General features: G+C 69.3%; 29 protein-coding genes and 1 riboswitch. Of the genes, 13 read left to right on the top strand and 16 right to left on the bottom strand.

The window, feature by feature from the left end; all coding sequences use genetic code 11:
* Positions 1–120 precede the first annotated feature (120 nt).
* Positions 121–1050 carry a septation protein SepH gene (sepH, locus tag ACJEIK_RS03405; RefSeq protein ID WP_060998954.1) on the top strand — a complete coding sequence of 310 codons (930 nt, stop codon included), beginning with the start codon at positions 121–123 and terminating at the stop codon, positions 1048–1050.
* 237 nt (positions 1051–1287) lie between these two features.
* Here the strand turns inward: sepH and ACJEIK_RS03400 are convergent, their stop codons facing one another.
* The 3 genes from ACJEIK_RS03400 to ACJEIK_RS03390 are packed head-to-tail and all read right to left on the bottom strand — an operon-like array spanning position 1288 to position 2850.
* Positions 1288–1563: a DUF2537 domain-containing protein gene (locus ACJEIK_RS03400; RefSeq protein ID WP_060998952.1), complete on the bottom strand. Its 276-nt coding sequence runs from the start codon at positions 1561–1563 to the stop codon at positions 1288–1290.
* A 10-nt stretch (positions 1564–1573) separates the two neighbouring features.
* The gene (locus ACJEIK_RS03395; RefSeq protein WP_409431638.1) at positions 1574–2395 is read right to left on the bottom strand and encodes a TrmH family RNA methyltransferase; all 822 of its coding nucleotides are present in this window, start codon (positions 2393–2395) and stop codon (positions 1574–1576) included.
* Between the two features lie 23 nt (positions 2396–2418).
* A complete protein-coding gene (locus ACJEIK_RS03390; protein WP_133426540.1) occupies positions 2419–2850 on the bottom strand; it encodes a MarR family winged helix-turn-helix transcriptional regulator in 432 nt (143 codons plus the stop codon).
* Positions 2851–2891: 41 nt separating this feature from the next.
* Here ACJEIK_RS03390 and ACJEIK_RS03385 point away from each other — a divergent pair, with 41 nt between their 5' ends.
* Both ACJEIK_RS03385 and ACJEIK_RS03380 read left to right on the top strand, forming a co-directional pair.
* A complete protein-coding gene (locus ACJEIK_RS03385) occupies positions 2892–3158 on the top strand; it encodes a DUF2530 domain-containing protein (protein WP_060998949.1) in 267 nt (88 codons plus the stop codon).
* Positions 3159–3188: 30 nt separating this feature from the next.
* A complete protein-coding gene (locus ACJEIK_RS03380; RefSeq protein WP_060998947.1) occupies positions 3189–3647 on the top strand; it encodes an SRPBCC family protein in 459 nt (152 codons plus the stop codon).
* Here ACJEIK_RS03380 and ACJEIK_RS03375 read toward each other — a convergent pair.
* Positions 3644–4342 carry a DUF3027 domain-containing protein gene (locus ACJEIK_RS03375; RefSeq protein ID WP_234789681.1) on the bottom strand — a complete coding sequence of 233 codons (699 nt, stop codon included), beginning with the start codon at positions 4340–4342 and terminating at the stop codon, positions 3644–3646. The genes ACJEIK_RS03380 and ACJEIK_RS03375 overlap by 4 nt on opposite strands.
* Before the next feature lie 393 nt (positions 4343–4735).
* Between ACJEIK_RS03375 and ACJEIK_RS03370 the strand changes: the two genes are divergently transcribed.
* The gene (locus ACJEIK_RS03370) at positions 4736–6466 is read left to right on the top strand and encodes an MFS transporter (RefSeq protein WP_409431044.1); all 1731 of its coding nucleotides are present in this window, start codon (positions 4736–4738) and stop codon (positions 6464–6466) included.
* Positions 6463–6945 carry a DUF2771 domain-containing protein gene (locus ACJEIK_RS03365; protein ID WP_409431043.1) on the top strand — a complete coding sequence of 161 codons (483 nt, stop codon included), beginning with the start codon at positions 6463–6465 and terminating at the stop codon, positions 6943–6945. Before ACJEIK_RS03370 ends, ACJEIK_RS03365 begins: the two co-directional genes overlap by 4 nt.
* 1 nt (position 6946) lies before the next feature.
* On the opposite strand, the gene ACJEIK_RS03360 is transcribed toward ACJEIK_RS03365, so the two are convergent.
* Positions 6947–7951 carry a glutathione S-transferase family protein gene (locus ACJEIK_RS03360; protein WP_409431042.1) on the bottom strand — a complete coding sequence of 335 codons (1005 nt, stop codon included), beginning with the start codon at positions 7949–7951 and terminating at the stop codon, positions 6947–6949.
* An 83-nt stretch (positions 7952–8034) separates the two neighbouring features.
* Positions 8035–8445, bottom strand: coding sequence for a cold-shock protein (locus tag ACJEIK_RS03355; RefSeq protein ID WP_053854517.1), 411 nt, complete (start codon positions 8443–8445; stop codon positions 8035–8037).
* Between the two features lie 149 nt (positions 8446–8594).
* On the opposite strand from ACJEIK_RS03355, the gene ACJEIK_RS03350 reads away from it, so the two are divergent.
* The 4 genes from ACJEIK_RS03350 to ACJEIK_RS03335 all read left to right on the top strand — a co-directional run bounded on the left by ACJEIK_RS03350 (position 8595) and on the right by ACJEIK_RS03335 (position 11864).
* Positions 8595–8999: a YccF domain-containing protein gene (locus ACJEIK_RS03350; protein ID WP_064859312.1), complete on the top strand. Its 405-nt coding sequence runs from the start codon at positions 8595–8597 to the stop codon at positions 8997–8999.
* Complete coding sequence (moaA, locus tag ACJEIK_RS03345) at positions 8996–10057, top strand: GTP 3',8-cyclase MoaA (protein WP_133426537.1); 1062 nt, start codon at positions 8996–8998, stop codon at positions 10055–10057. The genes ACJEIK_RS03350 and moaA overlap by 4 nt, the downstream gene beginning before the upstream one ends.
* A 2-nt stretch (positions 10058–10059) precedes the next feature.
* Positions 10060–10317 carry a MoaD/ThiS family protein gene (locus ACJEIK_RS03340; RefSeq protein WP_082934726.1) on the top strand — a complete coding sequence of 86 codons (258 nt, stop codon included), beginning with the start codon at positions 10060–10062 and terminating at the stop codon, positions 10315–10317.
* Positions 10318–10527: 210 nt separating this feature from the next.
* Positions 10528–10723: riboswitch (cyclic di-AMP (ydaO/yuaA leader) on the top strand.
* Between the two features lie 7 nt (positions 10724–10730).
* Complete coding sequence (locus ACJEIK_RS03335) at positions 10731–11864, top strand: transglycosylase family protein (RefSeq protein WP_267324691.1); 1134 nt, start codon at positions 10731–10733, stop codon at positions 11862–11864.
* Positions 11865–12115: 251 nt separating this feature from the next.
* Here ACJEIK_RS03335 and ACJEIK_RS03330 read toward each other — a convergent pair whose 3' ends face one another.
* From ACJEIK_RS03330 to ACJEIK_RS03315, 4 genes are read right to left on the bottom strand one after another with little or no spacing between them, the layout of a single operon-like run.
* Positions 12116–12538, bottom strand: a complete 423-nt coding sequence (locus tag ACJEIK_RS03330) for a molybdenum cofactor biosynthesis protein MoaE (RefSeq protein WP_061006994.1) — start codon at positions 12536–12538, stop codon at positions 12116–12118.
* Positions 12535–13014 (bottom strand): molybdenum cofactor biosynthesis protein B, encoded by a 480-nt coding sequence (locus ACJEIK_RS03325; protein WP_061006993.1) that lies wholly within the window; start codon positions 13012–13014, stop codon positions 12535–12537. Before ACJEIK_RS03325 ends, ACJEIK_RS03330 begins: the two co-directional genes overlap by 4 nt.
* The gene (gene moaC / locus ACJEIK_RS03320) at positions 13011–13445 is read right to left on the bottom strand and encodes a cyclic pyranopterin monophosphate synthase MoaC (protein WP_061006996.1); all 435 of its coding nucleotides are present in this window, start codon (positions 13443–13445) and stop codon (positions 13011–13013) included. Before moaC ends, ACJEIK_RS03325 begins: the two co-directional genes overlap by 4 nt.
* Positions 13446–13486: 41 nt before the next feature.
* On the bottom strand, positions 13487–13672 hold the full coding sequence (locus ACJEIK_RS03315) for a hypothetical protein (protein ID WP_061006992.1): 186 nt from the start codon (positions 13670–13672) through the stop codon (positions 13487–13489).
* Between the two features lie 65 nt (positions 13673–13737).
* Between ACJEIK_RS03315 and ACJEIK_RS03310 the strand changes: the two genes are divergently transcribed.
* The 3 genes from ACJEIK_RS03310 to ACJEIK_RS03300 all read left to right on the top strand — a co-directional run bounded on the left by ACJEIK_RS03310 (position 13738) and on the right by ACJEIK_RS03300 (position 19427).
* Positions 13738–15975: a helicase-associated domain-containing protein gene (locus ACJEIK_RS03310; RefSeq protein WP_267324689.1), complete on the top strand. Its 2238-nt coding sequence runs from the start codon at positions 13738–13740 to the stop codon at positions 15973–15975.
* Between the two features lie 128 nt (positions 15976–16103).
* The gene (locus ACJEIK_RS03305) at positions 16104–17753 is read left to right on the top strand and encodes a DNA repair helicase XPB (protein ID WP_226520619.1); all 1650 of its coding nucleotides are present in this window, start codon (positions 16104–16106) and stop codon (positions 17751–17753) included.
* 78 nt (positions 17754–17831) lie between these two features.
* Positions 17832–19427 carry a GMC oxidoreductase gene (locus ACJEIK_RS03300; RefSeq protein ID WP_267324688.1) on the top strand — a complete coding sequence of 532 codons (1596 nt, stop codon included), beginning with the start codon at positions 17832–17834 and terminating at the stop codon, positions 19425–19427.
* Here ACJEIK_RS03300 and ACJEIK_RS03295 read toward each other — a convergent pair.
* From ACJEIK_RS03295 to ACJEIK_RS03280, 4 genes are all read right to left on the bottom strand, one after another.
* Entirely contained in the window at positions 19408–19746 is a 339-nt protein-coding gene (locus ACJEIK_RS03295; protein ID WP_061006989.1) for a cupin domain-containing protein, read from the bottom strand. The genes ACJEIK_RS03300 and ACJEIK_RS03295 overlap by 20 nt on opposite strands.
* A 47-nt stretch (positions 19747–19793) precedes the next feature.
* Positions 19794–20168, bottom strand: coding sequence for a hypothetical protein (locus ACJEIK_RS03290; RefSeq protein WP_131808797.1), 375 nt, complete (start codon positions 20166–20168; stop codon positions 19794–19796).
* A 95-nt stretch (positions 20169–20263) separates the two neighbouring features.
* Positions 20264–20986, bottom strand: coding sequence for a YqjF family protein (locus tag ACJEIK_RS03285; protein ID WP_064859736.1), 723 nt, complete (start codon positions 20984–20986; stop codon positions 20264–20266).
* A 5-nt stretch (positions 20987–20991) separates the two neighbouring features.
* Complete coding sequence (locus tag ACJEIK_RS03280; RefSeq protein WP_064859737.1) at positions 20992–21984, bottom strand: LLM class F420-dependent oxidoreductase; 993 nt, start codon at positions 21982–21984, stop codon at positions 20992–20994.
* A gap of 104 nt (positions 21985–22088) precedes the next feature.
* Between ACJEIK_RS03280 and ACJEIK_RS03275 the strand changes: the two genes are divergently transcribed.
* Positions 22089–22394 carry a type VII secretion target gene (locus ACJEIK_RS03275; protein WP_061004862.1) on the top strand — a complete coding sequence of 102 codons (306 nt, stop codon included), beginning with the start codon at positions 22089–22091 and terminating at the stop codon, positions 22392–22394.
* Here ACJEIK_RS03275 and ACJEIK_RS03270 read toward each other — a convergent pair.
* Both ACJEIK_RS03270 and ACJEIK_RS03265 read right to left on the bottom strand, forming a co-directional pair.
* Positions 22391–23620 carry a hypothetical protein gene (locus tag ACJEIK_RS03270; RefSeq protein ID WP_064859738.1) on the bottom strand — a complete coding sequence of 410 codons (1230 nt, stop codon included), beginning with the start codon at positions 23618–23620 and terminating at the stop codon, positions 22391–22393. The genes ACJEIK_RS03275 and ACJEIK_RS03270 overlap by 4 nt on opposite strands.
* A gap of 3 nt (positions 23621–23623) precedes the next feature.
* Positions 23624–24640 (bottom strand): VWA domain-containing protein, encoded by a 1017-nt coding sequence (locus tag ACJEIK_RS03265; protein ID WP_138247909.1) that lies wholly within the window; start codon positions 24638–24640, stop codon positions 23624–23626.
* Positions 24641–24699: the final 59 nt, after the last annotated feature.

The raw sequence follows: 24699 nt of genomic DNA, 5'->3' as shown, positions 1-24699 counted from the left end.
TCAAGAACACGATCCGAGGCGTGCAGCTCACAACGAGCTGCGCGCCTCGGTGTGTCAGAAGGGTTACGAGTCGATAACGCGCTAGGGTGAGCCGTTAAGCCGCGTCCTAGGAGGTCACCAATGAGGGAACTCAAGGTCGTCGGACTCGACGCCGACGGCAAGCGCATCATCTGCGAAACCGCCGACACCGCCGAGAAATTCGCGGTGCGCGTCGACAATCGACTGAAGGCCGCCGTCCGCGGGGATCGGGCCGCCAGCAACCAGACCCAGATCGAAGTCGAGGTCGAGGTGCCCAACTCTTTGCGCCCCCGTGACATCCAGTCCCGCATCCGGGCCGGCGCCTCCGTCGAGCAGCTCGCCGCAGCGTCGGGCGTGAGCCCGGAGCGCATCATGCGCTTCGCCCACCCGGTGCTGCTGGAGCGGTCCCGCGCCGCCGAGCTCGCCAGCGCGTCGCACCCGATCCTGCCCGACGGCCCGTCGGTGCTGACCCTGCTCGAGACGGTGACCGGCGCCCTGATCTCCCGTGGCCTCGACCCCGAGGCCACCAAGTGGGACGCCTGGCGCAACGAGGACAGCCGGTGGACCGTGCAGTTCGGCTGGAAGGCCGGACGTTCGGACAACGTCGCGCACTTCCGGTTCAGCCCCGGCGCCCATGGCGGCACCACCACGGCCTTCGACGACGCCGCGACCGAACTGATCGATCCGAATTACACCCGTCCGGCGCTGCGGTCGGTCGCGCCGCTCGCGCAGCTGCACTTCGAGGAATCAGTCGCCGAGATCCCGATGCCCGCTTACCAGCCGGAGCCCGAGCCCGCCCCGGAGCCCACGCCGGCCCCGATCGTCGTCATGACGCCGGCGCCTGTCGCTCCCCCGGTGCCGGCGGCACCGGTTGCCCCGCCGGCACCCGAGCCCATCCCTGCGCCGGAGCCGGCAGCAGTCGTCGAGACGCCCGAGCCGGCGGCTCCCGCAGCGCGCCCGCGCAAGAAGAAGCCCGAGATTCCGGCGTGGGAAGACGTCCTGCTCGGCGTGCGGGCCAACGGCCAGCGCTGACTCTGTAGTTCTGGACAGTTCTCGAGTTCACCCTGCGCCCAGGGTCTGCCGTACTCGCACTTTTGCGCCCCAGCCGCAGAGTCAGCCAATGCCACGTTCACCCTGCGCTCAGGGTCCTCGCTACTCGCACTTTTGCGCCCCAGCCGCAGAGTCAGCCAATGCCACGTTCACCCTGCGCTCAGGGTCCTCGTTACTCGCACTTCTAGGCCCCAGCCGCAGGATCAACGCCGAGCGAGGCTAGCGGCCCAGGGCAATCGCGAGCGTCGCGATCCAGCCCAGCGCCACGCCGGCACCGGCACCCCAGACGAACCAGCGCCACACCGGGCGTACGCGCCAGGCCCACACCGTCGGGGCCAGACCGCCGACCGCGACGGCATTCAACCCGACCGCCAGCAGCGGATGCACCCGCAGCAGCCCGAGGGACAGGACGATGATGGCGGCGGCCGTCACGGCGGCGACGAACCCCGACACCGTCAGTCCGGTGCCCCAGGGCGTCTGCGCCGGTGTCGTCATCTGAGCCAATCTAGCCCGCCGATCGGGCGCGTTCGTAGAACGCCAGCGCGGCGGCCGTAGCGACGTTCAGCGAGTCGGTGCCTCGGGACATCGGGATGCGTGCCCGCACCTCGCAGGCCCGCATGGTGTGTTCGGTGAGCCCCGGGCCTTCCGCGCCGACGAGCACGCCGACCTTCTGGCCCGCCAGGGGCGCAAGCGCGTCGGCCAGCGGCACGGAGCCGTCCCCCGGCGTCATGGCGATCAAGTGAAAGCCGTTGTCCTGCATCAACTTCAGATCGCCGGGCCAGGACTCCGCGCGGGCATAGGGCACCAGCAGTGCGTGGCCCATCGACACCCGGACCGCGCGCCGGTACAACGGGTCGGCGCACCCGGCGCCGAACACCACCGCGTCGACGTCGAGGCCCGCGGCGTTGCGGAAGATCGAGCCGAGGTTCTCGTGGTCGTTGACGCCCTCGAGCACCGCGACGGTCCGTGCACCCCGCAGGACCTCGGGCATCGAGAGTTCGACGGGCCGGGGTGCCGCGGCGAGTACGCCGCGGTTGAGGTGGAAGCCGACGACCTCGGCCATCACCTCGGCACTGGCGCGGTAGTACGGCACGCCGCAGCCGGCCAGGTCGTCGGACAACTCACGGAGCCGGCGATCGGTGCCGAGGAACGCTCGGGGGCTGAACCGCGAGGCCAGCATGCGCTGCGCCACCAATACGCCTTCGGCGATCACCAGTCCCTTGCCCGACGGCAGGTCGGGCCGGCGGTCCACGCTGTTGAGATCGCGAAAATCGTCGAGCCGCGGGTCGGCGGGGTCGGTGACGTCGACAACGATGACGTCGTCCATCGCGTCGAGGTCCGTCGCGGCACTCACTGGGCTTCGTCGATGATCGCGAACATCAGGTCCGCCGCGGCCAGCAAGGTCGCGCGGTCCTCCTGCTTGAGCTTCTCGAGCCGGCCCTGCAGCCACTCCATGCCGGCCCGGCGCTCGGCCTCGAACAGCTCCTCGCCGGCCTTGGACACCACCACCAGCACCTGGCGCCGGTCATCCGGATGCGAACTGCGCTCCACCAGCCCCAGCTCGACCAGCGACGCGATGACGCGCGTCATCGACGGCGGCCGTACCCGCTCCCGGGTGGCCAGCGTGCCCGGCGTCATCGGGCCGTCCTTCGCGAGTGTGGCGAGGGCCGACAACTGCGTCAGGGACACCGGGGAATCGGGACGACGGAATCGCAACTGCCGTGCCAGCCGCACAACGGCCAGCGACAGGTCATTGGCCAAGCGGTCATCGGCGTCCGTCACGAGCAGATAGCGTACCGATCGATCGACTAGCGTTAGAGGAGATGGCCACGCCCGCGCACGAACATCCGGCGGAACCCGTTCCGCCGGCTCTCCCCGACCGCCTCCTCGACCCGGTTCCGGTGATCGTGGTGATCGCCGTCGGCTGGCTGGTGGCGGTGGCGCTGGCCTTCACCGTCACGGCCCTGCACACCTGGCGGCCGGTGACCGTCGCGGGCCTCGGTGTCGGCGTACTCGGCACATCTATATTTCTGTGGCAACGCAGCGCGGCCCGTCGCGGCGCACGAGGTGCCCAACGCGGCCTGCGCTGACCATTCTCATCTCGACAAGGGAGAAGTCCGATGGCTGGCGAAACACCTCTGCTGCAGGCAGACATCACCATCAACGCGCCGGTGGCCAAGGTCTGGGCCTTGATCTCCGACCTCGACAACATGCCCAAGTGGAGCCCGCAGTGTCGGGTGATGAAGGCGGTCGGCGCCGTCAAGGTCGGCACCAAGACCGTCAACGTCAACCGCCGTGGCGCGATGTTCTGGCCCACGACCTCGACCATCACCGCGCTCGACGCGCAGAAGAAGCTGTCGTTCCGGGTCAACACCAACAACACCGAGTGGACCTATGACCTCGAGCCTGCGGGCACCGGCACCAAGGTGACCGTGAGCCGGCGTGCGGAAGCCGTCAAGCCGATCTCGAGCACGCTGATCAACCGCTTCATGGGCGGCGTGCCCAACTTCGAGGTGGAACTGGTCGAGGGCATGAAGACCTCGCTCGGCCGGATCAAGGCCGCGGCCGAAGGCGCTTAGCCGAGGTCGAGCACGCCGTCGTCGAAAGGCTCGAAGGCCGGTGAGCCGATGGGCTCCGGCGGCGGCGTGTCCGAGTGCGCGCCACAGCCGTACTCCGCGGACACCACACGTCCGTCGGCGGACAGTTCATTGGCGCACACGCCGAACACCAGGCCGAGTGACCCGGACAGCGGCACGTAGAAACCGCAGCCACGGCAGGTCCGGCGGGTGGCCCGGGCCATGGCGGCGTTCGGCCCGTAGTCGCCGTCCTGCCAGCGCTGCGCGGCATCCGTCCGGCCCCAGTCGCTGAGCACCTGCTTGCGGCCGAAACCGACCTCGGCAGCCACCTCGTCCCACTCGGGGTCACCGGAGGCCAGGTAACCGGGCACCAGCCGGGGATCGTTGGGCGGCGGCGCCAGCAGATCGCCCGGGCTCAGATCGCCCGGCTGCACGCGCTCGTTCCACGGCACCCACTGCGGGGCCAGCAGCGCATCAGGTCCCGGCACCAGGACCACTTCGCTGACGGTGGTGTGGTCGGCGCCCGGGTAGGTCGCCAGCACCACTGCCCACTGCCAGCCGTGGTAGCCGGACATCGACGCGAGGAATCGATGGGTCACCGACGCCGGGTCGTCGAAGCTGGCGCCCAGGTAGTCACCGACGACGCCCTCGCCACTGAACTCGATGATCGCGGCGCGGGCCTGGTCGACCGCGCCCATCAGGATCGGGGTCAGGTCGGGCAGCTCGGCCTCTTCTTCGACAGCCGCCGCGGCCTCGGGGGCCGCTTCGGTCGCGGGCGCGTCAGCGGTCTCCGCAACCGGCGCCTCGCCGACAGCAGCGTCGGCGGCCTGCGGCTCATCGACGGTCTCGGGCACTTCGGCCGATTCCGGTGCCGCGGCGGGAGCTTCGACGGCGTCGACGGATTCCACGGCGGCTTCAGGGGTCGGCACCTCGACCGGCGCCTCGGTCGGCGTCGACTCGTCCGGCGTCACGGCTGCCGATTCGGTGTCATTGGGCATGTCCATCGTGATCAATACTGCCTGACCACCAAGGACAAGGCCACACCGCCTGCCTGCGCGCCGCCGTCGGCAGCATGGGGAACAATCGTGCTCATGAGTGGACCGCGGGATGCCGGGAGGTCGGGGGATCCCCGTTACTACCCGCCGCGCCCACCGCGCCGCGATGACGAAGGGCATCCGGGCATGGCCAATTACCCGAGCGATCCTGGTCAGGCCCGCCGCCGGCCGCCGCCGCGGGGGTCGTCGTCGCACAGCGACAACCGCTGGCTGCCGCCGCTCGACGACGATCACCACGACGGCCATGGCTACGACCGTGGATACGACGACGGCTACGACGACCGGCGCCGCGATGACGACGACCGGCGCCGCGGCCCCGCGGGCGGCGAGAAGATCACCGTCACCCGGGCCGCCGCGCAGCGCAGCCGTGAGATGGGCACCAAGGTGTATGGCCTGGTGCACCGGGCCGCGACGGCCGACGGCGCCGACAAATCCGGTCTGACGGCGCTGACGTGGCCCGTCGTCGCGAACAACGCGCTCGACGCGGCGATGGGCATCGCGCTCGCCAACACGCTGTTCTTCGCGGCGGCCTCAGGTGAGTCCAAGAGCAAGGTGGCCCTGTACCTGCTCATCACCATCGCGCCGTTCGCGGTGATCGCCCCGCTCATCGGGCCGGCGCTGGACCGCGTGCAGCACGGCCGGCGCGTCGCCCTTGCGGTGTCGTTCGCGCTGCGCGTGGTGCTGGCGCTGGTGCTGATCGGCAACTACGACGGCGCCACGGGCAGCTATCCCCCGTGGGTGCTCTACCCGTGCGCGCTGGGGATGATGGTGCTGTCCAAGTCGTTCAGCGTGCTGCGCAGCGCCGTGACGCCACGTGTGCTGCCACCGACGATCGACCTGGTCCGGGTCAATTCCCGGCTCACCATGTTCGGGCTGCTCGGTGGCACCGGTCTGGGCGGTGGCGTCGCAGCCGCGTTCGAGTACACCTTCGGCCTGATGCATCTGCCGGGCGCGCTCTACGTCGTCGCCGTCGTGGCGGTCGCGGGCGCCGTCCTGACGATGCGCATCCCCAAGTGGGTCGAGGTCACCGAGGGTGAGGTGCCGGCGACGCTGTCGTATCACGCGCCGACCGAGCAGCTGCGACATCCGCATCACGACAAGTCCCCGCGACAGCCGTTGGGCCGCAACATCATCACGTCACTGTGGGGCAACTGCACCATCAAGGTGCTCGTCGGCTTTCTGTTCCTCTACCCCGCGTTCGTCGCCAAGTCGCACGACGCGGGTGCGTGGGAACAGCTGAAGATCCTCGGCCTCATCGGCGCCGCCGCCGGCATCGGGAACTTCGCCGGCAACATCGCCAGTGCCCGCCTCAAATTGGGGCATCCCGCGCAGGTGGTCGTGCGCGCAACTGTCATCGTCACTGCTGCGGCAATCGCCGCCGCGGTGGCCGGCAACCTGATGGTGGCCGCGGCCGCCGCGCTGATCACCTCGGCCGCCACGGCGATCTCCAAGGCGTCGCTGGACGCCTCGCTGCAGCACGACCTGCCCGAGGCGTCCCGGGCGTCGGCCTTCGGCCGGTCCGAGTCGGTGCTGCAGTTGGCCTGGGTGGTCGGCGGCGCCGTCGGTGTGCTGATCTATACCGACCTCTGGGTCGGGTTCACCGCGGTCAGCGCCCTGCTGATCCCCGGGCTCGCCCAGACCCTCGTGAGCTACAACGGTGGCTCACTGATCCCGGGCTTCGGCGGCAACCGGCCCGTACTCGCCGAGCAGGAAGGACCACGGCCCGATCCCGCGGCAATGCCCGGGGCGCGTCAAGGATGGATATGAAACGAGTTCTCGCGCTGTTGGCAGTGGTCGCGGTGCTGTCGGCGACGGCTACAGGTGTCCTGGTCTGGCGGCTGACGCGGCACCAGGGTCCCGACTTCCCCGAGATCAGCGCCTTCACCGACGGCCAGCTGACCCGCATCGGGCCGTACCGCTACTGCGACGTCCACCTGAAGGCGTGCGACGTCCCCGCGACGACGGGCGAACTGCACGTCACGGCGCGGCACCCCATTCAGCTGTCCGTGCCGCAGCCCGTGGCGCGGGCGCCGTGGGTGCTGCTGCTCGCCTACGAGGACGGCGGTTCCACCGTCAGCGAGTTCCGGCCGAACCAGCGGCTGGCCGTGACCATCCCGACCGTCGACCCGCATCACGGCAAGCTGCTCGGGCTCGCCGTCCAACTGCCCACTCTGGCAAGGGATTCCGACGGCAACGAGTTCCCCCTGCCGCACGCCGAATGGTCGGTACGGACCGCCTGGCCCTGACCTACCCAGCGCCGTGGCCGGCCGGCACCTGTTCACCGTCGCGAACCGGCCCGGGCGGCGTGCCGTCACCGAAAGGCCTGCCGCCCAACGCTTCCCGGCCGTGCGGCGTCAGCCAATTGGCCAGGTCGGGACCTTTCGGCACGATCTGCGTCGGATTGATGTCGGCGTGCACGATGTAGTAGTGCTGCTTGATCTGCACGAAGTCGACAGTGTCGCCGAAGCCGGGGGTCTGGAACAGGTCCCGGGCGTACGCCCACAGCACCGGCATCTCGGCGAGCTTGGACCGATTGCACTTGAAGTGCCCGTGATAGACCGGGTCGAACCGGGCCAGCGTGGTGAACAGCCGCACGTCGGCCTCGGTGATGGTGTCCCCCACGAGATACCTTTGGCCGCTGAGCCTTTCGCTCAGCCAGTCCAGCGCGGTGAACAGCCGGTCGTAGGCGGCGTCGTACGCCTCCTGTGATCCCGCGAACCCGCAGCGGTAGACGCCGTTGTTGACCTCGGTGTAGACGCGCTTGGCGACGCTGTCGATCTCGTCGCGCAGATGCTCGGGGTACAGCTGCGGCGCACCGTAGCGGTGGTACGCCGTCCATTCGGTGGACAGGTCCAGCGTCATTTGCGCGAAGTCGTTGGTCACGACGGCACCGGTGGGCACGTCGACGATCGCGGGCACCGTGATGCCCTTGGGGTAGTCCGGGTCGCGCTTGAAGTACGCGTCCTGCAGCCGCGGGATTTTCAGCACCGGGTCGACGCCGCCGGGATCCAGGTCGAATGTCCAGCTGCGCTGATCGTGCGTCGGACCGCAAAAACCAATGGAGAGAACATCTTCCAGGCCCAGCAGCCGGCGGACGATGATGGCGCGGTTCGCCCAGGGACAGGCCCTGGCGACGATCAGCCGATACCGCCCGGGTTCGACGGGATACCCGTCACGACCGTCGGCCGTGATCCGGGTGCTGATGTAGTTGGTGTCGCGGGTGAACTCAGATCCGGGGTTGACGTAGGTCACATCCCCAGTCTGCCCGCCCAAAGTTGGCTTGTGTGCGAGAAATCAGCCGACTCTCGAACACAAGCCAACCTTCGGCGTGTGAATCAGGCGTCGAGCTCGCGGGCGACGGCCTTGACCACCTCGGACACCTTGCGGGCCGTCTTGCGGTCGGGGTAACGCCCCCGGCGCAGCTCGGACTGAACGACGTCCTCGAGGAGGGTGATCATGTCCGACACCATGCCGTGCAGCTCGTCGGGCGTGTGCTTGTGCTCGGGGGCCGCGGCCTCGCGACGGGTGCGCGACAGGCTCGGCGGCGGGTCGATCAGCTTGAGGCTCAGCGCCTGCGGACCGCGACGTCCGGCCGCGACACCGAACTCGACGCGCTGACCGGCCTTGAGACCTTCAACCCCGGCGGGCAGCGCCGAAGACCGGACGTAGACGTCCTCGCCCTCTTCCTGGGAGAGGAAGCCGAAGCCCTTCTCCGTGTCGTACCACTTAACCCGGCCGCTTGGCACTGGTCTCACCTGCTCGTTCTCAACATACGGTTACATAACGAAAGCGCCCCACCTCCGCAGGACGCGTTGCCGTTGATCCTACTCGGCCACCTCAGATCGCAGCATCCCCATTACTCGGTAGGCTGAAGGTTCTATGTAGAGGAGGTGACATGCGCCTGATCCTGAACATCATCTGGCTGGTTTTCGGCGGCTTCTGGCTGGCGCTCGGCTACTTCCTCGCAGCCCTGATCTGCTTCGTCCTCATCGTCACCATCCCGTTCGGCGTCGCGGCGGCCCGCATCGGCGTCTACGCCCTGTGGCCGTTCGGCCAGACGGTCGTCGACAAGCCCGGACCGCGCCCGGGGGCGCTGGTCGGCAACGTGATCTGGCTGGTGCTGTGCGGCTGGTGGCTGGTGCTCGGCCATATCGCCACCGCCATCGCGCAGGCCATCACCATCGTCGGTATCCCGCTGGCGCTGGCCAACCTCAAGCTGATCCCGGTGTCGCTGCTGCCGCTGGGCAAGCAGATCGTCCCGGTCGACCAGACCCACCCCGCACCAGCCTGGCAGCAATGACACTCACGCCACTCGGCCTCCCGACCATCGCGCGCCCTGTCGGTCCGGCCCCGGCATCCGGGCCGCTGATCGACACGTACGGCCGTGTCGCCGCCGATCTGCGGGTGTCGCTCACCGACCGCTGCAATCTGCGTTGTACCTATTGCATGCCGGCCGAGGGCCTGGACTGGCTGCCCGGCGCCGACCTGCTCACTCCCGAAGAGCTCACCCGGCTGATCCGGGTGGCCGTGACGCGGTTGGGCATCACGGGTGTGCGGTTCACCGGCGGTGAGCCGCTGCTGGTTCCACATCTGGAGGAAGTGGTCGCGGCGACCGCCGCGTTGCAGCCGCGGCCGGCCATGGCCGTGACGACCAACGGCATCGGACTCGCCAAGCGCGCGGCAGCGCTCAAGAAGGCCGGCCTGAATCGCGTCAACGTCTCGCTCGACACCCTGGACCCGGACCGCTTCGCGGCCATCACGCGGCGTCGGCGACTGCCCGAGGTGCTCGACGGCCTGGCCGCCGCAAAGGCGGCGGGGCTGAGTCCGGTCAAGGTCAACGCTGTGCTCGACCCGGAAACCGGCTTGGACGACGCCCCGGCGCTGTTGCGCTTCTGCCTCGAGCACGGGTACCAGCTGCGCATCATCGAGCAGATGCCACTCGACGCCGGGCATCACTGGCAGCGGGGTTCGGTCCTGCAGGCCGACCAGATTCTGGCGGCGCTGCGCCGCGAATTCAGCCTGCGCCCGGACCCGGCGCCGCGGGGTTCCGCCCCGGCCGAGCTGTGGCAGGTGCACGACGACGGCGCGGTGCTCGGCACCGTCGGCGTCATCGCGTCCGTCTCGGCCGCGTTCTGCGGCACGTGCGACCGCACCCGGCTCACGGCCGACGGTCAGGTGCGCAGCTGTCTGTTCTCACAGCAGGAGACGGATCTGCGGGCGTTGCTGCGCGGCGGCGCGGACGACGATGCGGTGGAGGCCGCCTGGCGGGCCGCGATGTGGGCCAAGCCGGCGGGCCATGGAATAAACGATCCGGGTTTCGTCCAGCCGGACCGCCCGATGAGCGCGATCGGCGGCTGACGGTGGCGGATTTGGTGGTGACGGTGCGCTATTTCGCCGCCGCGAAGGCCGCAACCGGAATCGAGACCGAAACGTTGCAGCTCAATGAGGGTGTAACCGTCCGCGATCTGGTGAACTCCATTGGTACACGTGGGGCAGATGTGGCAAAAGTGCTCTCACGCTGCTCATTTCTGCGCGACGGCGTCGCCGTGCGCGATCTGGACACCGCGCTCGCCACGGGCGGGACGCTCGATGTCCTACCCCCCTTCGCCGGCGGCTAATTGTGAAATGCCTCACATAACGAAACGGTAACGACCTGGCTGCGGCGCCTCTGACCGGCATCGATACCTGCGAAAACGCCGAATCAGCCAGCGGCTTTAAAGTCCTCTCATAATTTGCTCGGGCCCGAAACGCCCGAAATCGGTCGAGGTGACGGAACCCACCTGACCCGATACCGTCGTCTCTCAAGCCAGAGCGACCCTTTGGCACCCGCACTTGAAACGCCTAGCTCCATCCATCAGGTGCGGCCGACGACAACCCGTGGATGGAGGCGGGGGACCCAACCGGTCCACCGAGAAATCAGGACCAGGAGCCTCGGCTCCTTGGGGTGAAGCCTGCTCTGCAGGCCGGGCAACCTCTCCAGCCCGAACCCGACAGCTGACCTCGCAGGCGTTGACGAGAGGACTGCTTTTTCATGAGTGGACGCCACCGCAAACCGACCACGTCCAGCGTCTCTGTCGCCAAGATCGCCTTCACCGGCGCGGTTCTTGGTGGCGGCAGCATCGCCCTCGCCGCCCAGGCCACCGCCGCGACCGACGGCGAATGGGACAAGGTAGCCCGCTGCGAATCCGGCGGTAACTGGGCCATCAACACCGGCAACGGCTACCAGGGCGGGCTGCAGTTCTCGCCCAGCACCTGGAGTGCCCACGGCGGTGGCGAGTACGCGCCCGCCGCCAACATGGCCAGCAAGGACCAGCAGATCGCCGTCGCCGAGCGCGTTCTGGCCAGCCAGGGCCGCGGCGCCTGGCCGGTCTGCGGCACCGGCCTGTCCGGTTCCACCCCGCGCAACGCCGTGAAGAACAACCCGGCGCCGGCCCCGGCCGCCACGCTGGACAACCCCGAGCTCAACGCCCCGGCCGATCCGGCTCCGGTGCAAGAGGCCGCCGCTCCGCTCGACGCGCCGCTGCCGGAGGCCCCCGAGGGCCCCGCGATCGTCAACGTCTCCAACGAGATCCCCGCCCCCGAGGCCCCCGTCCTGGACGCGCCCGAGGCTCCCGCGCCCGCCCCCGAGGCCCCCGCCCCGGCCCCTGAGGCTCCTGCCCCGGCTCCCGAGGCACCCGTCGTCGAAGCGCCCGCCCCGGAAGCTCCGGTCGAGGCCCCGGCGCCCGTGATCCAGGCCGCCAACTGGGACACCAGCGAGGCCCCCGCCGAGAACGGCGCGTGGGCCCTGCACGCGAAGCAGGACCTGCCGGCCGACCCGGCCCCCGTCGTCGACGCCCCGGCGCCGGCCCCCGCTCCGGTTGCCGATGCCGCGGCTCCCGCCCCGGTCGCGCTGCAGACCCCGCCGGACGGCACGCCGCACCTCGCCAGCCCGACCAACCTGCCCCCGGGTTCGACCATGGATGCGCCCGAGACGGGTGACAGCGCCAACATGAGCTACCTGAAGCAGCTGTGGCACGCGGTCCAGAACAACGACATCTCCGGTCGTGACGCCCTGCTCGCCGTCGCCTCGACGCGGACCGGCGCACCGGGCGGCAGCATCTCGGCCCCGCCGAACGCTCCGGCGCCCGGCCCGGCCCCGATCGTCGACGCCCCTCCGGCTCCGTAATACGTACATAGAGAAATCGCCCCGGTCATTCGACCGGGGCGATTTTTTTCGTGGCCAGTCAGTGCAGGGCGCCGGCGAAAGTACGTGAGTGCAATCGGGGAGCGGTCAGACGGCGGTCATTGCGCTCAGGGACCGCCGACGGCCGAAACACGTACCTGACTTCAGTCACGGCAGCTGCGCGCGCCTGGTGATTGAAGCCAGGTACTTGCGCGCCAGCCTTTCCTCGGCGAGCGAAGAGCAGGCCTCGGGGCTCAGGCCGAGCCGACCCATTCGTCGGTGCCGTCGGTGAAGAACTGGTGCTTCCAGACGGGCAGCCGCTCCTTGACGGTGTCGACCAGCAGCGCGCAGGTACGGAATGCCGCGGCGCGGTGATCGGCCGATACCGCCGCGACAAGGGCGGCGTCGCCGATGTTGAGCACCCCGATCCGGTGGCTGACCGCGATGGCGCGCACGCCTTCGGAGGCGGCGGCGACGTCGGCGGCGACCTCGGCCAGCACCGCCGCGGCCGACGGGTGCGCCGAGTACTCCAGCCGCGTCACCCCGCGGCCGCCGTCGTGGTTGCGCACGACACCCGCGAAGCTCACGACGGCTCCCGCGGCGCTGTGGTCGACCAGGGCCTCGTGGGACGCGACGTCGATCGGCGATTCACTGAGGTCGGCGCGCAGCACGCTCATCCGGCATGGTCCTTTCCGCCGAGCTGGTCGAGCGCGTGGTCCAGTACCCCGGCCAGCACCCCCAGCCCGTCCTTCACTCCCCCGGACGAACCCGGCAGGTTGACGATCAGCGTCCGGCCGGCGACGCCGCACACCCCGCGGGACAGCACCGAGGTCGGGACGTGCGGCAGCCCGGACCGACGGATCGCGTCGGCGAGCCCGGGGATCTGGTAGTCCAGCACCTCGAGCGTCGCCTGCGGCGTGGCGTCGGTCGGGGAGATTCCCGTACCGCCCGAGGTGAGGACGACGTCCACGTCGTCGGCGATGGCGCGGCGCAGTTCGGCGCCGACCGGCTCGCCGTCGGTGACGACGACCGGTGCGGGCACGTCGAACCCGCGTTCCGCGAACCAGGCGACGATGAGCGGGCCGGTGCGGTCCGCGTAGACGCCGGCAGCGGCGCGGGTGGAGGCGATGACGACGCGGGCGGTGCGGCTCACGACTGTTCCCGCTCCCAGAGGCCGGTCTTGCCGCCTTCCTTGCGCAGCACCCGGATGTCGTCGATGCGCGCGGCCGGGTCGACGGCCTTGATCATGTCGTACAGCGTCAGGGCCGCGACGCTGACCGCCGTGAGGGCTTCCATCTCGACGCCGGTGCGGTCGGTGGTGCGCACGGTCGCGGTGATGGCAATGTCAGCCGACCCGGCCTCGAACGACACGTCGACCTTCGTCAGTGCCAGCTGGTGGCACAGCGGGATCAGGTCGCTGGTGCGCTTGGCCGCCATGATGCCGGCGACGCGGGCGGTCGCGAGTGCGTCACCTTTGGGCAGTCCACCGCTGGTGATGAGGTCGACGACGTCAGCGCGGGTGTGCAGGACGCCCGCCGCGACGGCGGTGCGCCGGGTGGCGTCCTTGGCGGACACGTCCACCATGTGGGCCGCACCCGATTCGTCCAGGTGCGAGAGCTCCACGGCTACTTGTTGACGACGGTGACCGGGTGCATGTACGGCAGCTTCTCGGCCGGCAGCGGGAACTCCAGGTCGCCGAACGGCGAGAGCGCGCCGGTACGGTCGGTTGCCAGCTCGCTCACGGCGTGGTCGTCGCCGGACACCTCGGGCCAGCCATTGTCGACGTACTGGTTCTTCTTCTTCTCAGCCACGGAGACATTGTGGCAGGCCCCGCGCCCGCTGGCGAGGCCGGGAGGCTGCTTTACGCTGGTCAGCAATGATCGACGATTCCCCGGGTGTGCCGCTGGGCTCCTGGCTGGCCGACATGTCGGACGCGCAGCTGGTGCAGCTGCTCAGCGTCCGGCCCGACCTCACGCATCCGCCGCCGGCGACCCTGTCCGCGCTGGCGGCCCGCGCCCAGTCCCGGCAATCGGTCAAGGCCGCGACCGACGATCTCGATTTTCTGCAGCTCGCCGTGCTGGACGCGCTGCTGACGCTGCAGGCCACCACCATCGCCGTGCCGACCGGCGCGCTGTTCAAGTTGCTGGCTGGGCGCGCCAACAAGAAGGTCGTCACCTCGGCGCTCGACGAGCTGCGCACCCGCGGGCTGGTGTGGGGCGCCGACACGGTGCGGGTGGTCTCGGAGGCGGCGTCGGTGCTGCCCTGGTATCCGGGGCAGGTCACCGTCGAGGACCCAGACGCCGACGGCATCGCCGCGAAGCTGGCCGCCATCGATACGCCGCAGCGGGACCTGCTCGAGCGGCTGGCCGACGGGTCGCCGATCGGCCGGACCAAGGATGCGGCGCCGGGGACCGCACCCGACCGTCCGGTGCCGCAGCTGATCGCGGCCGGACTGCTGCGCCCGATCGACGACGAGACGGTGATCCTGCCACGGCTCGTCGGCCAGGTCCTGCGGGGACAGACGCCGGGGCCGACGACGCTGACGCCGCCGACACCCTCGACTCCGGTCTTGGCCGAGAAGGATGTCGACGCGGCCGCGGCCGGCTCGGCCATCGACCTGCTGCGTGAAGTCGAACTGGTTCTCGAAACCCTCTCGGCGACACCGGTTCCCGAGCTGCGCAGCGGCGGCCTCGGCGTGCGCGACGCCAAGCGGCTGACCAAGGTCACCGGGATCGACGAGAGTCGGCTGTCGCTGATCCTGGAACTGTGCGCGTCGGCGACGCTGATCGCGTCGGGCATCCCCGACTCGGACGACTACGACGACGGCCCGTACTGGGCACCGACCGTGGCCGCGGACCGATTCATCGAGTCGAGCGCCGCGACGCGCTGGCACCTGCTGGCCACCACCTGGCTGGACCTGCCGTGCCGCCCCGGCCTGGTGGGTAAGCGCGGGCCCGACGGCAAGCCGTATGCCGCCCTGACCAATGCGCTGTATTCGTCGGCCGCCCCGCTGGACCGCCGGCTGCTGCTGACGGTGCTCGCCGAACTGCCGCCGGGCGGCACCATGGACACCGCCACCGCCTCGGCGGCGATGCTGTGGCGCCGGCCGCGCTGGACCGCCCGCCTGCAGCCCGAGCCCACCGACGAATTGCTCACCGAGGCACACGCTTTGGGCATGGTCGGCCGCGGCGCGCTCGCCGGGCCGATCCGGATGTTGTTGGCCGGCGCACCCGAAGAAGACGTCGTCGCCGCGATGGCGGCGGCACTGCCCGATCCGATCGACCATTTCCTGCTGCAGGCCGATCTGACGGTCGTCGTCCCCGGGCCGCTGGAACGCGACCTCGCCGACCAGCTGGCGACCGTCGCCGACATCGAATCCGCCGGGGCCGCAACGGTTTACCGCATCAGCGAGCAGTCCATCCGGCGTGCCCTCGATACCGGCAGGACCGCCAGCGAGATCCACACCCTGTTCGCCCGGCACTCCAAGACGCCGGTGCCGCAGGGCCTCACCTATCTGATCGACGACGTCGCCCGCCGGCACGGACAGCTGCGGGTCGGCATGGCGTCGTCGTTCATCCGGTGCGAGGACCCGGCGCTGCTGGCACAGGCGCTGGCCTCCCCCACGCTCGAGCAGTTGAGCCTGCGGGCCCTGGCCCCCACCGTCGCGGTGTCACCAGCGCCGATCGCCGACGTGCTGGCCGGCCTGCGCACCGCGGGCTTCGCCCCGGCCGCCGAGGACTGGTCGGGCACCATCGTCGACCTGCGCCCGCTCGGCGCGCGGGTGTCCACGCCGATCCACCGGCGCACCTTCCGGCACCCGCAGGCACCGAACGAGAAGACTCTCGGCGCCATCGTCGCCGTCCTGCGCCAGACCGGCCGCGGCGGCAACGGGGAGCGACTGGACCCGGCGGCCGCGATCTCGCTGCTGACCGACGCCGCGGTGACCCAGTCGTCGGTGGTGATCGGGTACGTCGACGCCGCCGGGGTTGCCACGCAGCGCGTGGTGGCGCCGGTGAACGTGCGTGGCGGCCAGCTGACCGCCTACGACCCGGCCGCCGGCCGGGTCCGCGAATTCGCGATCCACCGGGTGACCTCGGTCGTCGCGCCGGAATAGGACGCTGCGGGGTCACGTTCTCCTCGCAAGCTGGGGGTACCTCCCGCTCGCGGTGGAAACGTGACCACTCGCGCGCGTCTGGATAATGGATCGGATGGCCTGCGAGCAATTGATGGAGTGGATGGCGCATGACTGACGGACCCCTGATCGTCCAGTCGGACAAGACCGTGCTGCTCGAGGTCGACCACGAGCAGGCCGGGGCGGCGCGGGCGGCGATCGCGCCGTTCGCCGAACTGGAGCGTGCGCCCGAGCACGTGCACACCTACCGCATCACGCCGCTGGCGCTGTGGAACGCGCGCGCCGCGGGCCACGACGCCGAGCAGGTGGTCGACGCGCTGGTGTCGCACTCGCGGTACGCGGTGCCGCAGCCGCTGCTGGTCGACATCGTCGACACCATGGGCCGCTACGGGCGGCTGCAGCTGGTGAAGCACCCGGCGCACGGGTTGACGCTCGTGAGCCTGGACCGGGCCGTGCTGGCCGAGGTGCTGCGCAACAAGAAGATCACCCCGATGCTGGGCGCCCAGATCGACGACGACACCGTCATCGTCCACCCGTCCGAGCGCGGCCGCGTCAAGCAGATGCTGCTCAAGATCGGTTGGCCCGCAGAGGATTTGGCGGGTTACGTCAACGGCGAGGCGCACCCGATCATGCTGGAGCAGGACACCTGGAAGCTGCGCGACTACCAGGAGCTGGCCGCGGATTCGTTCTGGGCCGGTGGGTCGGGCGTCGTGGTGCTCCCCTGTGGCGCGGGCAAGACGATGGTCGGCGCTGCGGCCATGGCCAAGGCGGGTGCGACGACGCTGATCCTGGTGACCAACACCGTCGCCGGACGCCAGTGGAAGCGCGAGCTGATCGCGCGCACCTCGTTGACCGAAGAGGAGATCGGCGAATACTCCGGCGAGCGCAAGGAGATTCGGCCCGTCACCATCGCGACGTATCAGGTGATCACCCGGCGCACCAAGGGTGAGTACAAGCACCTGGAGCTGTTCGACAGCCGCGACTGGGGGCTGATCATCTACGACGAGGTGCACCTGCTGCCCGCCCCGGTGTTCCGGATGACGGCCGATCTGCAGTCCCGCCGCCGACTCGGCTTGACCGCCACACTGATTCGCGAAGACGGTCGCGAGGGCGACGTGTTCTCACTCATCGGGCCAAAGCGGTACGACGCCCCGTGGAAGGACATCGAGGCACAGGGCTGGATCGCGCCGGCCGAGTGCGTCGAGGTCCGGGTCACCATGACCGAGAACGAGCGCATGACGTACGCGACGGCCGAGCCCGAGGAGCGCTACAAGCTGTGCTCGACGGCGCACACCAAGATCGCGGTGGTGAAGTCGATCCTGGCCCGGCATCCCGACGAGCCGACGCTGGTGATCGGCGCCTACCTGGACCAGCTGGAAGAGCTCGGCCAGGAGTTGGACGCCCCGGTGATCCAGGGCTCGACCAAGAACGCCGAACGCGAGGCACTGTTCGACCAGTTCCGGTCGGGCGAGATCCGCACCCTGGTGGTGTCGAAGGTCGCCAACTTCTCCATCGACCTGCCGGAAGCCTCTGTTGCCGTTCAGGTTTCGGGCACATTCGGATCGCGTCAGGAAGAGGCCCAGCGCCTGGGCCGGCTGCTGCGCCCGAAGGCCGACGGTGGCGGCGCGGTGTTCTACTCGGTGGTCTCGCGCGACAGCCTCGACGCCGAGTACGCCGCGCACCGGCAGCGCTTCCTGGCCGAGCAAGGCTACGGCTACGTCATCAAGGACGCCGACGACCTGTTGGGGCCGGCTATTTAGCCAGTCCCAGCAATCGGATGCGGCCGTGACCGCCGGGACATACGCTCTTCGCAGTTCGCCCACCTGCGGAGGTCACTGATGACGTACGACTATGACTGGCTGGTCATCGGCTCCGGCTTCGGCGGCAGCGTCTCGGCGCTGCGGCTGGCCGAAAAGGGTTATCGCGTAGCGGTTCTCGAATGCGGCCGCCGATTCGAAGACGCCGACTTCGCGGATGAGACCAAGGATGCCAAGAACTACTACTGGGCACCGCAGGTCGGGATGCGCGGCATCCTCCGGCTGACGCTGTTCAAGGACATCTTCATCGGCTCCGGCTGCGGTGTCGGCGGTGGCAGCCTGGGCTATGCGAACACGCTGTACCGGGCGTTCCCGAATTTCTACGAGAGCCCGCAGTGGAAGGGGCTGGCCGACTGGGAGACCGAACTAGCGCCGCACTACGACGAAGCCGAACGGATGCTCGGCGTCACCGAGTACGACGACGACGGCCCCGCGGACCTGCTGTTGAAGGAGTACAGCGAGTCGATCGGCGTCGGCGACACCTACCGCCGTACGCGGGTGGGGGTGTTCCTCGGCCAGCCCGGCAAGACGGTGGCCGACCCGTACTTCGACGGCGACGGACCCGACCGAACGGGCTGCATCAAGTGCGGGTCGTGCATGGTCGGCTGCCGCCACGGCGCCAAAAACACCCTGCGCAAGAACTACCTGTGGTTCGCCGAGAAGCTCGGCGTGAAGATTTTCAGCGAACGGTCGGTGACCGACATCAAGCCGCTCGACGCCCGTGGTGCCACGGGATACGAAGTGACACACCAGAAGAGCGGCGCGCTCGGCAAGCGGTCGGCCGAGAAACTGCGCGCCCGCGGGGTCGTCGTCGCAGCCGGGGCGCTGGGCACCAACCGCCTCCTGCAGCGCTGCAAGCTCGGCGGTTCGCTACCGAACATCTCCGACCGCCTCGGGTACGTGGTGCGCACCAACAGCGAATCGATCATGGCGGTGATGGCACCCAAGGACTACCCCGACGACTTCACCCACTCGATCGCGATCACGTCGAGCATCTACACCGACCCCGCCACCCACATCGAGGTCGTCACATACGGCAAGGGCGGCGACAGCCAGTCGCTGCTGTTCAACCTGATGATCGAGGCGGGCAAGCGCGGCACCCGGCCGCTGCACTTCCTGGCCGCCGCCGCGAAGAACCCGAAGGCAGCGCTGGCGGCCTGGAAGATCAAGGACACTTCGCGCCGCGTGATCATCCTGCTGGTCATGCAGTCCATCGACAATGCGATGCGCCTGAAGGTCAAGATGCGGCTCCCGAACGGCAACGTCGCCCTGACCACCGAGCAGGATCCCGACAACCCCAACCCGGACTTCGTGCCCGCCGCCTACGACGCGGCGAAATGGTTCGCGCGCCGCATGGGCGGCGTCGCCTATTCCGGTGTGACAGAAGGCATTTTCGCGATCCCGTCGACGGCGCACATCCTCGGCGGCGCGGTGATCGGCGCCTCTCCTGAGACCGGTGTCGTCGACAGCCGGAGCCACGTCTTCGGCTACGAGAACCTGCTGGTCACCGATGGCGCGGCAGTCCCGGCCAACGTCGGAGCCAATCCGAGCCTGACGATCACCGCGCTCGCCGAGCGCGCGATGAGCTTCATTCCGGCTAACGCGCCGGCTGTTTGACCACCGTCAGCAGCACCACCGAGTCGGCGAGCGCCTTCAGGCTGTGCCGAGTGGGCGGGATGATGATGTGGTCGCCGGCCATGCCGTCCCAGCTGGCCTGTTCGGCGACGAGGCGCACCCGCCCCTGCAGCACCTGAAGCGTGGCCTCGCCGGGGCTCTCGTGTTCGCCCAACTCATTGCCGTCGGCGAGAGCGATCAGCGTCTGCCGCAACGCGTGCTCGTGGCCGCCGAAGACCGTGTGCGCGCTGCGCCCGCCATTCCCGTTCTTCGCGGCGTCCAGATGCTGACGGGCGAGCGCGGTCAAAGAGATCTTCTCCATGATCTGACTATCCGCCTCAGCAATGCCCGTGGCGACCCTTTGGCGGTTTAAATCACGCGCAGCGAATCCCCCTCGCCCGGGAAGCGACGACGCAGTGCGTCGAGCATCCGCTGCACCTCCAGGACCCTGCGGCGCAGCGCCAGCAGCGTCTCCGACGGGAGTTCGGCCGCCGACCCCGTGGCGGCTTGGGCGCGCCGGGATCGCCGCTCCGCCAACGTCATCTGGTCCTCCAGATCGGCGATCTCGTCCAGCAGCAGGGCCGCGAACAGGCGCGATTGCGCCAGGTCGGCCCGGTGCGCGGGAGCGGGACCGGCACTGACCCGCGGCCGGCCACTCACGACGCCGGGGCGCACCGTGCGCCGACTGGACACGGCGTTGGAAGGGATCGGCACCGCACCGGCTCGGAGTCCGGAATCACGCATCGTCGGCAACATGGCGCAATGATCAGCGAGACTGCACCTTTGCGCTACCAGCCGTTCATCTTCCGGACCGGAATCGGACACCTTCGAGTAAAGGCTCAACGAAGCGCGGTCGGCCGCCCGAAACGGGCCAGCACGCCCGGCGAGAACAGCGCGCGCAACGGCGGACCCACCGGCACCACCCCGCTGGCCGGCACCAGATCGTCGGTCAGCTCGACCACCTCGGCCTGTTGCAGCGGCCAGGTGGGATGTTCGTTGGGCACCCACCACGTCCGGCCGGCCTTGCGGGTGTGCGCGCCCCACCGAGCCGTCAGCCACACCTCCAAGGGCGAGGGTTCGACGGGCGCACCGATCGCGACGTCGGCCAGGGTGCGCAGGCCCCGCTCGGGCCACCGGCGCGTGCCCGAGTAGGTGATCCGGTCACCGGTGCGGGTGACGCGCAGTTTGGCCCAGGTGTAGGGCACACCCATGCCGAGCCGCGTCGCCCCCACGACCGCCAGCCGCGTCGTCTCCAGCGACCGGAACAGCACGCCGTGCCGGCCGGCGGCGTCGACCGAGTACAGCCGCACGTTGGTTTCGGCGAAGGTGCCGAAGTACGGCAACGGCACACCGCCGGCCACCGCCGAGCGGTGCATGACGAACGGCACCAGGCCGACGTACGTCAGCCCGTCGGAGAAGATGTCCGGCGCGGTGCCGGGCGGATACAGGTGCGCGACGCTCGCCGGGTCGACGGGCCAGTGCAGGAACGTGAGGTCACCCCAGAACTGCTGCACCCACACCGGCGGCCGCAGCGGCGGTGCGTCGACCAGAAATCCGTCCACGGTGGCTAGTCACTGAGCGCGGGAATGACCTCGCGCTCGAAAGCCTCGATGCTCGACCTGTCGTATGCGGCCTCAGGGAAGTACAGGATCGCGTACGCGCAGCCGAGATCCTTGATCTTCTGCAGCTTCGCGATGACCTGTTCGGTTGTGCCGCAAGCAGAATCGGGCGATGTCAGGTTTTTCACCATCGCGTCGACGGCGGCTTCGTGCGCGACGGTGACCTGGCGATCCCGGATGCGCGCGATGCGGGCCGCGACGTCGTCCTCGGACTCACCGATCACCACGTTGAAGTTGGCCGAGCGGACGATGCCGTCGTAGTCGGTGCCGACCTCACGGCAGTGCTGTTGCAGCACTTCGGATTTGTGCGCGAAGCCGTCGGGCTCAGAGGTGAAGTTGGTGTACTGCGCGTACTTCGCGGCGATCTTCAGCGTCACCTTCTCGCCGCCGCCCGCGATCCACAGCGGAATGCCGTTGTCCTGCAACGGCCTCGGTTGCACGATGGCGCCGTCGACCTGGTAGTGCCTGCCGTCGAAGCTCACCACCCCGTCGCGCCAGGCGGTGCGCATGATCTGTACGCCTTCGTCGAGCCGGGCCAGCCGCACACCGGCCGACGGGAAGCCGTAACCGTAAGCGCGCCATTCGTGTTCGTACCAGCCGCCACCGATGCCCATCTGGACCCGGCCACCGGAGATGATGTCGGTGGTCGCCGCGACCTTCGCCAGATACGCGGGGTTGCGGTAGCTGATCGCGGTACACATCTGACCGAGCTTGATCCGCGAGGTCGTCGCCGCGTAGGCCGCCATCAGCGTCCACGCCTCGTGCGTGGCCTCCGCGGTCGGCATCGGCACGGTGTGGAAATGGTCGTAGACCCACAGCGAATCCCAGGGTCCGCCGTCGGCGTGCGCGGCCAGATCGCGCATCACCTGCCAGTGGTCCTGCGGGGCGATCCCCACCAGATCGAGACGCCAACCTTGCGGGATGAACAATCCGAAGCGCATGGCCCCGACTTTAGGCCGAACGGCGATCGCACGGCCAGGCCCGAGCACGCCGCTCCACGAAACAGCGTCGGGAACCGTCGCGGTACGGGCTTAGGCTGAAGTCCATGGCCCCCGAATTGCACGTCGATCCGCAGGTGCTGACTGCCGCGGCGAGCACCATGACCTCGTGCGGCTCGGCCGTCGGCGAAGCCAAGCCGGGAGAACCCCTGAACTCGGCCGCGGCCGGCATGTCGGGGCTCGCCTCCGGCGCCGCCTGCCAGCGCGTCGCCCCGGTGCTGAACACCGACTGCCAGAACCTGGGCAAGGCCATCACGGGCTTCGCCGACTCACTGCGCACCGCGGCCACCAAGTACCAGAGCACCGACGCCGCGGCGGGCAACGCCATCGGCAAGACCATGCCGGGACGCTAAGGCGTCAACAGCATCTTGTACTGCGCCGCCGTCTCCTGGCGTGCACCGGTGGCATCGGCGTTGTGCACTGCGATGACGGTGTCGTTCAGCGCCGCAAAGCAATAGAACATCGAACCGTTGGTCATCGTCGGATCCATCTCGGATTGGACGCAGCGGCTGCCCGGCAGGAAGTCGACGGCATTGGCCGGCCGCGTCGACACCTCGGTGCGCCCGGTGAGATCGGCCAGGTCGTCAACCAACTTCTTGGCGGCCGCCGCGTCTTTCACGCGATAGAGGATCGTCTGGTCATACGTCATCTCCCGCAGCCCTGCGGCCTCCAACAGCGGTGCGGCCCCGGCCGGATCGTCCTGAAAATGGAGCGCGGCCCGCGGCAGGTAACTGCCGACCTTGGCGTCGGGCAGCCGGGAAGACGGCGGATCGGGAAAAGTCGGGGGCGGCATGGTGTGCGACAACATGCCCGACGGATCCATCGCCAGCGCCGCGAATTTCGCCGGATCGGTCGGCACGAACTGGTCGATGCGCGGCATCTGGGCGGTCAGCGTGGCGGCGACAGCCGTTGCCGCGGCGTCCTGGTCCGGCGCGTAGACCAACTGTGTCAGCACATACGGACCGTGCGGCGTGAACGCGTAGAGCGTGACCGGCTGATCCGGCCCGGCGTCAAGGTTCGAGCCGAGCGTGACGGCTCGCGCGTCCGGGTGCCCACTGATCGGCACCGGGTGATCCAAGGTCGGCGTCAGCCCGGCGACCGCGCCTGCCAGATCCGCGGCGGCCGCGCCTGCCGCGGCTGCGTCGGGGAACCGTAGGACGGCGTTCATCAACCGCCACCGGTCGGGGTCCTGCCGGTCGGACGCGAAGCCGTAGAGCATGTTGTGGGCGCCGGCGGTGCTCGCCACCGCGGCGGGCAGGATCGTGCCGAGGGCCGGCGCGCCGGGGATCACGACGGCCCGGGATTGGCCGGGCACCACCATCTGCGGATCGATCTCCCAGGGCCCCACGACGTCGTCGGCCAACCGGCGCGCATCGATCAAGGCCCCGGTCGACATGACACCCGCCGTGCCCAAGGGCGGCGTCGGAGTCACCGGGAAGTTCCCGCTGCCGAGCAGGCTCGCGTCAACGACGGACGACGGCGGCCCACCGGCCGGCTTCTCGGCCTGTCCCGGCTCGGAATTGGCACAGCCGCCCACGACCACCGCTGCGAGTACTACCGCGATGTGCCGCCGGGACATGCGTCAGCCCGGCAGGCGGTTGTTGATCTTCAGGCCCGCGAACAGCGCCAGGACCAGCACGAAGAATCCGACGCGCGTCCAGCTGCCGCTGGCGTCGCCGCGGATGGTCTGGTAGCCGATCTGTTCCTGCAGGTTGGCGTAAACGCGGGTCAGCTGGTCGAGAGTCTCGGCACGGAAGGACTCACCGCCGGTCACCTTCGCGATCTTCTGCAGCGAAAGGTCATCGGTCGGGACCGGCACTTCCTGGCCCTCGTAGGTGATGACACCGGACGGCGTACCGAACGAGATGGTCGAGATCACGACGTCCTGGTCCTTGGCCGCGCGCGCCGCCGTCAGTGCGCCGCGAGGATCGTTCGGATCCGCAGGCACGGTTTCCTTACCGTCCGACATCAGCACGATGTGCGCGGGCGGCGGACCGTCACCGCCGCCCATGACGGCGTCGAGGGTGGCAATGGCCTGCAACGCCGTGAAGATGCCTTCGCCGGTCGCGGTACGGGGGGACGGCTCCAGGGTGTCGATTGTCCGCGCGACGACGTCGTGGTCGCTGGTAGGTGCCACCAGCATCGTTGCGCTGGAAGAGAATTGGACGAGGCCGACGCTGATCCCGTTGGTCAGGCCTTTGACGAACGTCTTGCCGGCGCTCTTCGCCGCCTCGATGCGGCTGGGTTTGACGTCGGTGGCGATCATCGATTCGGAGACGTCGATGACGAGCATGACGACGGCGCGGTTACGCGGAATCCGGATGTCGTGGGTCGGTCCGGCCATGGCGGTGGTGAGAAAGACCAGCGAGACCACCAGCAGCACCGCCGGCAGGTGCCGCCACCGCGACCGGGTCTTCGGCCGTGCCGCGACGACCTGCTCCAGGAGCTCGGTGTTGGCGAACCGCAGCACCCGCTTGCGACGGGCCTTGCGCAGCAGCAGATAGATCGCGACGGCGCCGACGACGGCAATCAGATACAGGAAGAACCAACCGCTCGAGAACCCGGACAGCGTCAGTGGCCCGATAAAGGGGATCTCCAACAGGCACTCTCCGTTGCGTTCGGCGTCTGGCGCTCAGACCGATATGCGGCAATCGTACC

The sequence above is a fragment of the Mycobacterium sp. SMC-16 genome (genome assembly GCF_046250085.1).
In the GTDB taxonomy this organism is placed as follows: Bacteria; Actinomycetota; Actinomycetes; order Mycobacteriales; family Mycobacteriaceae; genus Mycobacterium; species Mycobacterium phocaicum.
This window is presented reverse-complemented; position numbering and strand designations above follow the sequence as displayed.